6 protein-coding genes are annotated in these 12528 nt (G+C 68.4%); 1 reads left to right on the top strand and 5 read right to left on the bottom strand.

Features of this window, described 5'->3' with window-relative positions; translation table 11 throughout:
* Positions 1 to 21 precede the first annotated feature (21 nt).
* The 4 genes from AB0J12_RS28320 to AB0J12_RS28335 are packed head-to-tail and all read right to left on the bottom strand — an operon-like array spanning position 22 to position 11481.
* Positions 22 to 1881, bottom strand: a complete 1860-nt coding sequence (locus AB0J12_RS28320) for a DUF1998 domain-containing protein (protein ID WP_363267301.1) — start codon at positions 1879 to 1881, stop codon at positions 22 to 24.
* Positions 1878 to 5117: a helicase-related protein gene (locus AB0J12_RS28325; protein WP_363267302.1), complete on the bottom strand. Its 3240-nt coding sequence runs from the start codon at positions 5115 to 5117 to the stop codon at positions 1878 to 1880. Before AB0J12_RS28325 ends, AB0J12_RS28320 begins: the two co-directional genes overlap by 4 nt.
* Positions 5114 to 7015, bottom strand: coding sequence for a UvrD-helicase domain-containing protein (locus tag AB0J12_RS28330; RefSeq protein WP_363267303.1), 1902 nt, complete (start codon positions 7013 to 7015; stop codon positions 5114 to 5116). Before AB0J12_RS28330 ends, AB0J12_RS28325 begins: the two co-directional genes overlap by 4 nt.
* A complete protein-coding gene (locus AB0J12_RS28335) occupies positions 7012 to 11481 on the bottom strand; it encodes a DEAD/DEAH box helicase (protein ID WP_363267372.1) in 4470 nt (1489 codons plus the stop codon). The genes AB0J12_RS28330 and AB0J12_RS28335 overlap by 4 nt, the downstream gene beginning before the upstream one ends.
* 66 nt (positions 11482 to 11547) lie before the next feature.
* Here AB0J12_RS28335 and AB0J12_RS28340 point away from each other — a divergent pair, with 66 nt between their 5' ends.
* A complete protein-coding gene (locus AB0J12_RS28340; protein ID WP_363267304.1) occupies positions 11548 to 11766 on the top strand; it encodes a hypothetical protein in 219 nt (72 codons plus the stop codon).
* Between the two features lie 177 nt (positions 11767 to 11943).
* On the opposite strand, the gene AB0J12_RS28345 is transcribed toward AB0J12_RS28340, so the two are convergent.
* Entirely contained in the window at positions 11944 to 12156 is a 213-nt protein-coding gene (locus AB0J12_RS28345; protein WP_363267305.1) for a hypothetical protein, read from the bottom strand.
* Between the last annotated feature and the right edge of the window lie 372 nt (positions 12157 to 12528).

Below are 12528 nucleotides of genomic sequence, written 5' to 3' on the forward strand. Positions count from 1 at the left end.
CCCCTCCCGTCAATTCGGCCGTCACAACAGGGGCGCGAAGAAGCCCGGGAGCGCGTCGTCCGGAGTGCCGACGAGCAATGCGCGGTCGAGCAGGATGTTGTTGTGCTCGCAGCTCGTCTCGGGGAGCATCACGCAGGCGTGACAGGCCGCGAGGTTGGTCCCGATGGTGCCGGAGGCCTCGGACTCGACGCACAGCGGGTCCGAGGAACACCACTCGGCGCGGCGGACGGCCGAACGGATCGCCTGGTCGAGGCGTTTCGGCTCGCCCTGCGCCACGAGTCCTCCGAGGCTGCCTGCCGAGTCACTGGTCGCCGTATACACGAGCACGCCCGACATGTCGTCGGCGGCGTAGAGCCGCTCACGCAGTGAGGCGGCTGGATAGCCGGCTTCCAGGCTCCACTCGTTGATGAGGACATGGGCCAAGGTGTGCAACAGCACCATGCGGGGGGTCACCGGCGACGGCACAGCACGGCTCGGGTCGTCGGCGCGCTGCTCCAGCACCCGCTGGTGGGCCGTCCGCATGCGCTCGGCCCGGGCCGCCACGGCGGGCGCCTTCTCCCAGGTGCTCAGTCGTTCTTCGTCGAGACGCAGGAAGACTCCCTCGCCGCGGACTTCCATGGCCGGCAGCCAACGCAGGGGGTTTTCGGAGAGCGGCATCTCCTTCGCATCGGTCGTCGACTCGGCGTCGACGAGACGGGTGAACGCCTTCAGGGCCCGCACCTCGCGAAGCTTCTTGACCAGCATCGGACCGGTGACACCCAGCGGTTCGAGCACGCTCTGGTCACCGAGCGGCGACTCGCAGACGAATTCCTCCTCGCGGGAGTACTCGCTCTCGTCGTTGCCGGCGCGCAGGCGCTCGTACTCCTTGTTGCGCAGGGCGCGGTAGCGGTGGTCGAAGGTCGGGGCTGCGTCGCCCTCGGCCTCCTCCTCGCGTTCGGCGTCGAGCAGCGTCATCACCTCGTCGAGCGAAAGCGGACACTGGCCCTTGAACGCGCCCTGGAGATAGATCCTGATGTGCTCAGGCTTGTCGAACTGGCGGAGAGCCTCCCAATGCTCCGCGAGCGGATCCGCGCGGCCGCTGCTCCACGGCGGGATCGAAAGCGCTGATTTCAGCACCGGCTGCCACACCGAGGAGGAACCGCGCTGCAGCGTGCGCAGCGGGCGTCCGCACCCTCCGGCAGGGACGGAAAGCCCGAGCCAAGGGCGGGTGCCCCGGCACATGAGCCCGAGATCCTTCAACGCGCTCCTGCGGAAGGAACCCTCCATCGAGACCTCGGGCACCTTCCCGCAGGTGCAGGAGATGACGATCGAGCGGAGCGAGGAGGTACGCCCGGTTGTGCGCATCCTGAGCTTGCCTCCACATTTTCCGTACGTCCTCGAACCCGGGTCGGCCGAGCGGTGCACCCACTGCCAGTAAGGAAACTCGTCGAGGTGTCCGGCCTCGCAGGCGACGACGAAGCGGGAGGGGACCAGGTCCACCTCGCACGTGCCGCAGACGCTTCGACCTGGTGGGGGGGAGAAGTCCCGATGTTTCTGCAGCTCGTTGCATTCGGGGCAGGAATGCATCAAGGGGAAGCGACGGACGCGCAGACCGTCCTTGCTGTCGTCGTCGGACGCCGGCGGCAGCCGGAAGTGATCGACCCCGAGCAGCCGTTCCAGACGCCGCTCGTGAATGCGCGGTGCCTCGCGCTCGCTCCAGCTCCGGTCGGCCTCGTCCAGGCCCGAGACGATGAAGGACTCGTGGTCGACGGCGACGAGCGAGCCGACGCCGTACGTCGTAATCGCCTGGGCGCGCCGGACTGTGCCGCGGCGCGGCAGGTTGTGGGCGGGCGTCGAGCCGTTCGCGCCGGTCCGGCGGCGTCTCGCGGGCGGCGGGGTCATCGGGTTCCCTCCATGAACAGGGCGGACTCGGCGTCGACGTCGCGCAGACTCCACAGCGTCGACCACGCCTTGCCGTCGGATTCGTCGTCGTACGGCTTCAGGAGCGCGGGCGCACGGCTGCCCTTCTGCGGTTCGAAGAGCAGACTGTTGTGGATGTCGGCTTCCCTGAGCCACCAGTCGACGAACTCGTCGAAGCCCTTCTCAACGCTGTCGGCCTCCTCCGGAGTCACGGCGCCGACGCGCTTCAGCAACAGGTCCTTGATGCGCCCGCGAAGAACACCCTCGTAGGCCTCGACCTTGCCGGCGCCCTCATTCGGGCGGGCCTCCGGGATCAGGATGCGAGCGAGGGCGACGATCACCGCATGCAGGCCCCGTTCACGCGCGCGGGCGGAGAACGGGGTCACGGACGTGGATTCGACCTCGCGGTAGAGAGCGGAGTGGTAGTGCTGGAAGTTCTCGTAGTGAGAACGGTCCCGCGCGCGGGTGGAGTTGAGCATGACCGCGACCAGGCCGGGATGGGCGCGCCCGACGCGGCTCGTCGCCTGGATGTACTCGGCGGTCGTCTGTGGTTGGCCCATCACGGCCATCAAACCGAGCCGGTCCACGTCCACGCCCACCGCGATCATGTTGGTGGCGAGCAGGACGTCCACGGTGTCCTCGTCGGGGAGCCGCTTCTCGATGCCCTTGAGCCGCGTGGGGATCTCGCTGGCGTCGATACGGCTGGTCAGCTCCGAGTAGTTGGCGACCTGGCGCACTGCGACGCCCTCGCGGGCGGCGAGGACCTCCAGGTAGGCCACGACGTCGTCGTGGACCTGGAGTTCGGCCGCGGACAACAGCCGCAGACTGTTGAAGTAGCCGACGAGACTCCAATACGCGTCGCGCACCTTGTCGTCGGTGTCGGCGTGCAGGGCCCGGTGCAGCAGCGTGGCGTACGTACGGATGAGCAGCGTGGCCTGGCTCGTGCCGGGGGCCAGAAGACCGACGTAGCGGCGGCTGGCCTTCTCCTCTCGCGGAGTCTCCACGGCGAACCACGAGTCGCGCGCGTCCAGACCGGCGGGCGGGAATTGTCGCACGCCACGGGCGAAGAGGTGGAGACCCTGGTCGGCCGCACGACGGATGGTCGCAGTCGAGGCGATCACCTTGGGACACTCGGCCAGCGCGTCCACAGCGGTCTCGTAGAGGCCCGTGAGGGTGCCCAACGGGCCGGAGATCAGGTGAAGCTCGTCTTGGACGATCAACTCCGGGGGAGGGGTGGCGTCGTGCGGGTCGTCGAGGTTGAAGAGCGCGGAGGTCGCCGGGCGCCACGGCATCGAGGCGAACTTGTCGACGGTGGCGATCACCAGCGTCGGGCGCGCGTCGTACACCGCTTGGTCGATCAGATGGACGGGGAGCCCGTCTGTGAAGTCGCAGTCGCTGCCGGGGCAGCGGATGTACATTCGCTCGGCGACCTCATCGACCTCGTAGCTCCGCGCGTCGAGACGGGTGCCGCACCACGGGCAGGCATGCAACTGGACGGGGTTCTCGGTGGCGAGCCGCTTGTCGAGGTCGGCGCGAAGCTCGTCGAGCCTGGCGGCGGCCTCGGCCAGCGTGTTGGGGGTAGCCGAACGCCCCACCCACATGCCGACTGAGAACTCCTCGACGCCCAGTTCGGGCGTGCGACGTCGCATGTGCTCCATGGCACAGAGCAGGATCGCCGCACGTTCGAACTGCTGCAGGGTGAGCAGCCGGAGCGTGTAGCGCATGAGAACGGTGACGCCGCCGCCGTTACGACCCCTGCGGATACGGCGCAGGAAGGACGTCAGGGCGATCAGCCCGAGGTAGGCCTCCGTCTTGCCGCCACCAGTCGGGAACCACAGAAGGTCGGAGATCTTGCGGTCGTCGTGCTTCGGGTCGTCGATGCCGGCCAGGCAGAGAAGGAGGAAGGCGATCTGGAAGGGCCGCCAGCGGCCGGCTGCCGGATCGGGGCTGCCGACGCGTCCGCCCTTCACCCATGCGCTGCGCGCACGCTGGTCGGCCATGGCGCGGTTGGCGAGTCGGAACGCCCGCATCAGATCGGGCTTGTCCTGTAGCAGCCCGATGCCTTCACGGATCCGGCCGAGCGCCTCGCGGCAAGCCTCCACCCGGTCCCGCGCCGGGACCTCGTGCGGGCTGTCCGCCAGGGCGTCCGCCTCGGCGGACTTCCGGTCGATCCAGGCCTCGTAGCCCGTGGCGAGTGCCTCCAATGCCGCCAACACCTCGGTGTCGGGCTTCTCGGCCAGTCCCAGCATCGACAGGGACGAGCTGTCGATCTCCGGGTTGGAGTCGGTCAGCAGCACCTCCACGCTGGGCACGAACTCGGTGCGCACCTCAGGGACCGCGGCGACGACCCGTGCTTCGGTCACCCCTATGGGCGAGGGCACCCAGTCCCACACGGCGGCGCAGCCGTGTCCGACGGCGAAGGTAGGGACGTGGCGGTGCAGCAGCCGACTGGTGGCGATCTCGGGGTCGTGCGCGGCGGTCGGGGCGGGGCGCTCGACGATCAGGCTGGAGCCGTCGGCGGCTCTGACCCTCATGCCGCACTGGAACAGGGCGAAGGCGTCCTGGAGGTCCCGCTCGCCGACCTTCTGTTGGTTGACCAGCGTCACCGTGATCGTGACCGTCCCGGTGCCGGGATCGGGGCGGCGCACGACGACGCGCAGTTGGGCCCTGTCGTCGAGAGGCACCCGTTTGTCGCCGACAGGGGTAGTCACGTCGATCGTGACGTCGGGGAGGTGGAGTTCCTTGCGGTGCCACCGCTCCCGCTGTTCGGCGGTGGTACGGGCCTCGGCGCGGCGCGCCGGGACCGGATTGCCCTCGGCGTCGGTGGGCTCGTAGACCGCAGCACGCGTGGAGACCACGATCGTGCTTGTCTCCGAGGCGACTGCGAACGTCAGCCCCATGGAAGAGGGCCGCCTGTTCCCCGAGACTCCGAGGTCCTCGGTGCCTGCGGCCTCCTCCGCGTCCCCGCGCCGGGTCACCGGCGCGGCGTCCAAGCCGTCCTGTTCGGCGGCCTCCTCGACCTTCCGCTCCTTCGATGCGCGCGGGTACAGCACGCCGGTCACATAGCGGTCGATCGGCGCGTCCTGCGCGAGGACCTCGGCCCGTTCCTCCGGCGCCGAGTCCTCGGCAGGGCCGAAGAGTTCACGCCGGAGTCCCACGAGAAGTTCCTCGTCCCGCACCCGGTAGTGCTCGGAGTGCCGATCTGCCTCGTACGTCATGCGTCCTGCTCCTCGTCCTCAACCCGTCGAAACATGCCGATGCCGGTGATCCGGGGAACGATCCACACGCCTCGGTCGCCGAGGCCGGCGTTCACGCCGGCGGCGACGCCGCCCGCCACGGTCTCCAGGGTGTCGATCCGCAGACCGCGGATCTCGTCGGGCCACCACGGGTCCCACGTCCGGTTGACCTTCTGCACCCGGAACAGCTCCTCCCGGAACCGCTCCGAGGCCTCACCGATCTCGCGTCCGTCATGGATCAGGGCGTACGGCGGGCTCTGGACCTCACCCATCGGCAGGTCGTGGCGCTTGCGCAGCACCACCTCGTGCCCGGGGCGGACCCGCTCCAGGAGATACGCCTGGATCGCCACGGCGTCCGACGCGTGGCCGGGCGGGTCGTCGCGCCAGATGTCACCGGCTTCCGCGACGATCCCGTATCTGTCGAACGACCGCCATCCGCCGATGTACCGTCGGCCGTTCCTGCGGCCGCCCGCTCTCCGAAACTGGGGCAGGTCGGGGGGACTCATGAAATAGAGGTCCTGTCGGGCGCGCGTCATCGCCACGTACAACGCTCGGGCCTCGGCGGGGAGATCCAGTTCGTCCTTGTACTGCTTGTGCAGCTCAGGGACGGCTGGTGGTGTCAGCACGATCACCCGGTCGAACTCCAGGCCCTTGGCGCGATGCACGGTGGAGACGACGATCCGGGCGGTCTCCGGGTCGGCAGCCTCGTCGGGGAACCGGCCGTCGCCGACCAGGCGGCGCAGCCGGTCCAGGTCGAGCGCGGTGCGCCCGGGCGAGCGCGTGGCGCGCCGCAGCACCGTCCACAGGGCCGCGGCGTTCGGTTCGTGGGGCAGTGGTATCTCCGCGAGCAGGGAACGGAACCGGTCCTCGGACAGACCGGTGGCCTCGGTCCGGCGCAGCAGCTCCGCTACCCAGTAGGGCACCGGCCGCTCCTCCAGGGGGCGGCGCAGTCGGTGCTCGACGCCGTTCTCGTGGAGCAGCCGCGAGACGACCAACGCCTGCCGGTTGTCGCGGGTGAGGATCGCACAGGTGTCGTCGAGGTCCCGCAGACCTTGCAGGGTGTAGGCGTCGTTGAGGTCGCCGTGCGCGTTCGCCGGATCGAGGAGAAGGTCGCACAGTTCCTCGTAGAGCGTGGCAGCTTCGTCGGCGGTCCCCACCTGCTGGAGCCGGAAACCGTACGACAGTGCGAGTCGTGCCTCCGGGGTGACGGCCCGGAAGTTCTCCGTGAGGCGCAGCTCGACCAGATCGTCGGGGAACGAGTACCGCAACCACTCGAAGAAGCGGCCGATCTCGGCGTCCCGTTCTTCCCGATCCTCGATCTGGAAGCCGTAGACGGACTGGGCGGCGTCGCCCACCACGGTGAAGCCGCAGCTGTCCTGGTAGCGGTCGAGCAACGCCTCCACCAGTTCTCGCCGATCACCCAGCAGGTCCTGCACCTCGTCGATCACCACATGGGCGGGCGGCACGGAGTCGCCTGCCTCCAGCGCGCCCTTCTCGATCGCCTCGGCAGCGGCGTGGATCCGCTCGTCGAAGGAGACGCCACCCCACTCCCGATCCGGATACGCCTGCATCAGAACGCCGTACGCCCACGCGTCGAAGGTCTGGGCGCGCACCCGGCGGGCCCGCTCCCCGTGCCGCGTTATGCGTTCGCGCAACTCACGGGCGGCGGCACGCGAGAAGGTGAGCACCAGGATGTCCGATGCGTCCAGCGCCTCGTCCGGATCCTCGTGACCACACAGCGCGTCCAGCCGGCGCACCAGAGTGTGCGTCTTGCCCGCCCCGGCACCCGCGGTGACCAGGACGCGCGCGTCCCAGGGCTGCTCGACCACAGCCCGCTGCTCGGCCGTGAGCGGAGGGCTGTCGAGGTAGACGTCGATCACGTGCGGCTCCAGAGGTGCTCGAACTGGTTGAAAGCGAGCTGCGTGTCGAAGTTGGCGATGTTGTCACTGACGTTGAGGATCAGGCAGGTGTCCTTGCCGCCGTTCCTGGGCCCGCGCAGACCACGACCGATCATCTGCTGGTAGACGTTCCTGCTGAAGACCGGCCGCGCGACGACCACGACACGGGTCGACGGGGCGTCGAACCCCTGGGTGAGAACACCGTAATTCGTGAGGACGCGAATGCGGCCGTTTCGGAAATTCTCGATGCGGGTGCGACGGTCCTGTGCACTGGTCGTCGAGTCCACGGCGGCGGCCGGCACCCCTCGGTCATTGAGCATGGCTGCCAGATACTTGGCATTGTCCACTGAAGTTGCGAAAAGCAACGTCGGCCAGTCCTCGGGCAGTTCGGCCACAGAGTCGACGATGCGACGACTGCGCGCGTGGTCGTCGGCGAGCCGCTGCTCGGCGGCCCGGGACAGCATCGCCATGCGCTCCGCGTACGTCTTCTCGTCCCGACTCAGCTCGATCCGGCCGCCCTCCAGCGTCCGGTGTTCGACCTGGGCGAGCATGCCCCACGTCTGCAGGTCGCGGTACGGGTCACCGGATGGGAAGACTCCTTCGTCGAGTCGCCTGTTGCCGAAGCGGTTGATCAGCCGCCGGGTTTCGTCCTCATTGGTGTTGCGGAAGGGGGTCGCGGTCAGGCCGAGCAGGTGCCGTCGGGTCTCGTACTGAGTGAGTCCCAGCAGGCCGAGGACTTCTGTGTACCGCTTGGAGATGGCGGTGTGCGCCTCGTCCACGATCACCAGTGCGGCTTCACGCAGCCACGCGTACTGGTCGGTGTCCAGGCACCGCTCCAGCTTGGCGTCGGTGGCGACCACCAGATGCGGATGGTCGACGACGTTCCCGACCTCGTTGCTGCTCCACAGACGGCTGATGGTGAGCGGACGTTCCGCACCGACCTTGTTCCAGACGAACTTCCAGCTTTGCACCGCCTGCTCGCACAGTTCCTCGGTCTGCGCGATCCACAACAGTGGACCCTTGAGGTCGCCGACACGCTTGACCCAGCGGATGACGGCCTCGGCGGTGACCCGCGTCTTGCCCGCGCCGGTGGGCAGCGACAGCATGCCGCGCTGGGGGGCCAGCCGGTCGAGCATGGTGGAGATGTTGCGGACCAGGTCCTCCTGGTAGTCGTGCAGACCGGGGAAGTCCCGAGGTCCCTCCACGGTCTCGAACGGGGGCGGCGACGGAGTCCGCGAACCGGCGAACGTGATCGGCAGCTTCAGGTCCGAGACGAACGCGATGGCGGCCGGCGAACCTCCGTACGACATCGGAGCGTCTGGAAAGCGGGCCTGGATGTCACGAGCGTGCTCCTTGAGCACGCCGTCGCCGTGTGCGTTGAACGCCATCTGAGCGATGCGAAGAGGGGACGGCTCCACGCCGCCGGTCGCTTGGAGTTCGGCCTCCATCAACCCCTCCGGGAGGCCTGCCCTGAGGGCTTCCGCGCCGACCAGCAGCTCGATCTTGGCCACGACGTCCTTCGCCTCGCGCACGGCCTTCCGTGCCGCCTTCAGCTCGCCGTCGCGGGCCATGCGCTCCTGGTGCTCCAGCACCGCACGGCAGCCTGCGGCGCCGAGACCGAGGCCGAGTTCCCGGTCGATCAGCCGCAGCATCGGTTCGGGCTCGAGCGGCACGCGGACCTTGACAATGCCGTCCTGACGTACGGCGTCCAGGGGAGAGGCGTGGGCACCGTTGGGGGTACGCGTGACCTCCTCCAGTTCGGTGCACCGCTGCACCGCGCTGCTCCGGTTGCCGCTGTTCAGCCGCTGCCGCAAGGCGGGGAACAGCTCGACCAGCGGCACAGGGTCGCCCTCGGGCACCTCGCGGGTCTCCCGGCTGATCACGTCGGAGTAGCGGAGCATGCCCCACTTCTCCACCATCAGCTCGGCGTCCGCGACGGTCTGCACGAGCAGAGCCGGGAGTTGCTCGGCGCGCAGGGTCCGGTACTCGATGTCGCCGACAGCGAGGGTGATCTCGCCGTCGGGGCGGGTGCCCCAGGTATCGCCGATCCGGCAGCGCGTCAGGGAGTCCTCGGGGAAGTCCGCTCCGAAGCGGGTCAGCATCACGTACGTGGTGCCGACGAACAGGTCGTCCTCGCTACGGGAGACCTCGTCGAGGAGCGCCTCCCAGCGGGCGGCTGGAACCTCCTCGATGGTGCTGGGAAGTCGCAGCCTGCGGGCCTTCTCGGCGGAGATGTCGGCGACGGGCAACACATCGCGATAGGCGGCGAGCTCAGGGCCGACGGCCTCTGCAAGAGGCTTGAGCCCCTGGGAGGTGGCGACCCTGCCGTACTTCCGCAGCATCCACCGGATCGGCGACACCACCGCTTGTCGGGTGCTCGTCTGCGCGCCGAACTGCCGCGTCCAGTTGGCTACTACGGCGTCGTCGGGCAGCGCCTTCAGGTAACGGGCGCGGGATTCCGGCGAGAGGTGACGGAAGAGGTGGAGCTGGCTGCCGATCGCGGCGCCCTCGACCTTCATGCGGGGCAGCGAGGGACGGGGCGCGCTGCTGTCAAGTGTGCGCAGGTAGGAGGCGTGGACGGCCGCCCGGTACTCCTCGAACCACTCCTCGCCCGTCTCCGGCTGCACCCCGCCGGCCGGTCGGTCCTTCAGGCCGACCAGGGAGAAGAAGTGCGTGTCGTCGGAGTGGAAGTGCATGTCGACGGCAACGGTGGGATCCCGGTCGGTGTCGACCACGACGCCAGGCAGCATGCAGTCCCCGATCGGCCGGAACCGCTTGTCAGCGGTCCGGACGCGGAGGGTCGAACGCGGGGTGGGCACCCGCTCCAGCACCTTGTGCGTCAGGCGCCGGACCCCGGCCCGGCGGAACAGTTCCCAGAACCGCAGCCAGTCCGAGTCGGTGTAGTGGTCGAAGCCCTGGTCGAGGACGCTGATGAACCGGCCCTCCGCATCGGCCTCCCGGATGCCCAGGACATTGAGGGCATGGGCCAGCGACGGGTCCTGGGCCAGCTCGGTGACCACATACACCGTGGACTCGCGCAGTCCGTCCTGGTCCTCGGCGCGGCGGAACACCTTGCCGTGCACCGGCGCCACGAGACCGTGCTCCTCGGTGAGTACGATCCGCGCCTTGCGGGCCTCCGCGGCATGCGGAGAGCCGTGCTCGATCATGTCCGCCACGATGCGTACGGCCACCGCCGACGCCTCCGGCGCGCCGTTCTCGACCAGGGCCTCCAGCCATTCACGGACCTCGGCCCGCCCGTGCCCGGCGGCTCCGAGGATGTGCTCGACCTTTCCGGAACGCAGGGCGTCGGCCTCGACACTCGGATGCAGCCAGTTCGAGGGACGACCGGGGCACTCGTGCCACATCCGCAGCCAACCGGTCAGCTTCCTCGGGTCCTTGTCGAGCCGTGGATGGACGCGGAGTGCCGTAGGGACGCGCAGGACACCGTCCTGGTCCGGCAGCGAAGGACAGCGCGCGGCGCGGGCCCAGATCTCACGGGTCAGGAACTCGTCGGCCCAGCTGATGGCTTCCTTGACGCGGCCGGGGAGCAGCGGCAGGAAGGCGGCCGGGTCCTCGGCAGGAGCCAGGGCGGGAAGCGAGTCGACGACCAGCTGCGCCGACCTTCGGATCATCTCCTGGTTGAAGGGAGAGGAGTCGAGCAGGTTCTGCCGATCCTCGTTGGTCTTCCAGGCGCCGTTGAGGACGCCGCTCAACGACATCTCGTACTTGGTCGGGAAGAAGGACCAGAATTTGCCGCGACCTCGGGAGCGCAGGCTCACGTACAGGCCGCTCTCTGGGTCCTTCTCCAAGAGGGGGACGCCCCAGGACAGGTCGAGCGTGATGCGATCGTGCAGCTCCCCGGCATCGTCGCGAGCTGCCGGCCCGGGCTCGTGCGTGACGGTGAAGACGCGCCACCGCTCGGTGGAGGGTGTCCTGCCCGTCCGCTCCTCGACCACCGTGTGCAGGTCACCCGACCGGTGGGTGGTCAGGACCCGACGGGCCACGGGGCGGGGCCGGCGGTCCTCCAGCACGACCTGCGCGACATGTGGAGAGAAGAGTTGGAAGCCGACCGGGAACTCGTCGCGGGATTCGCCGTGATCCTTTCCCCGCCCGCCGTGCATGTCCCGGCCGAGCCGCTCGTCGGTCTTCGGCAACAGAGGCAGGCGAACGACGGTGGTCGCCCAGGCCAACAGCTCGTCCAGCACGGCGTCGACGGCGCGTTCCGCCTGCATGTCGAGCGGGCGGGCCATCCGCAGGACGGGAGCGTCGAACTCCGGGCCGTAGCGCGCCGCCACACCGGGCACGGATTTGATCTTCTCGTAGGACCAGGCGCGGTTGAAGCCGAAGCTGCCGCTGGTGCTGAAGAATTCCGGCGTGTCGGTCACCACGAGAACCGATTTCACGCCGACTCCGAAACGCCCGATCTGACCGCCGCGCTTCTTCGACATACTCATTCGAAGAATCGTCTCCGCGCCTTCCGGCGTCACCGGGTCGCCCTCGTTCGCGCAGTACAAATGGCTTTCCGTCAGGACAACATGAATTCGCCCCCCGGGATCGTCCGCTATTTCGTCCGCCGCGTTCTGGACGAGTTCGAAAAGCTGTCGGTCGCCGTATCCGCCCTGCGTGATGCGGCGTTCGCCGTTGGCGTGCTCGGCCACGAGGCCGGGGTCCACAGCATAAGTCTGGAGGACACGGGCGGACTGTTCGACAACGGTTTCGACGACTGCGGATGACGAGGAGGACTGCACTGCTCTGCGCTCCCTGGGCATGAGGTGGACGAAAGATGAGTGACGGGCCGGTCGCCGGCTGTCGGGCCGGCCCGTCGGTAGTGCGGGCAGGGTCGTCGAAGAGAGCCCTCGTGGGGCCGTCTTCCCTGGTACTGGCGCTGATCGGGAGGCGACGTCGGAGCGTCAGGGCGTGGTGGGGTCACCCTCATCGGCGGGCAGGTCCCGGACCACCTTCTTCAGGTACGGGAAGCCCTTCTCGAAGTCCTCCTCGGACAGTTCGTACGCTTGCAGAATGCGCGTCACTTCCGTCTTGGTCCGCGCCGTCCGGACGCTCAGCCCTAAAGCGCTGAGCTCCCGCATCGAGAGCAGCAGAAAACAGCAGTCGTCCTCGTCCATGGGCCCTCCCCTGTCGCTTATTTTCTCGCGTTCGCCACAGGGGGCGTGACAGCCCAAGTCCCCCGTGCTACCGAATGGTTCTGCTTTCGGGATTCTCTCCCATTGAAACGCTAACGGGTGACGGGCCGGTATCGCCAGCCCTTTCGTGAAACTTCTCCCTGGTTCCTTTTCAGGCCGTTCGTGGACACAACTGTCCCCTTGCGCTCCGGGACTCGTGAGGACGTATTTCTGTCCCTGCTGCCTGTCCTTCCGGATTTCCGGATGTGCGAGCAGGATGGCTTTCCCATCATCGAAGAACGTAGCGGTAAAGCGGGTCGTGCGCAAGGCGAACTTCCGTTCCCCTGTGGGGAGTTGATGATTCCGTTTCCCTGC

The organism is Streptomyces sp. NPDC049915, from assembly GCF_040656475.1.
Lineage (GTDB): Bacteria > Actinomycetota > Actinomycetes > Streptomycetales > Streptomycetaceae > Streptomyces.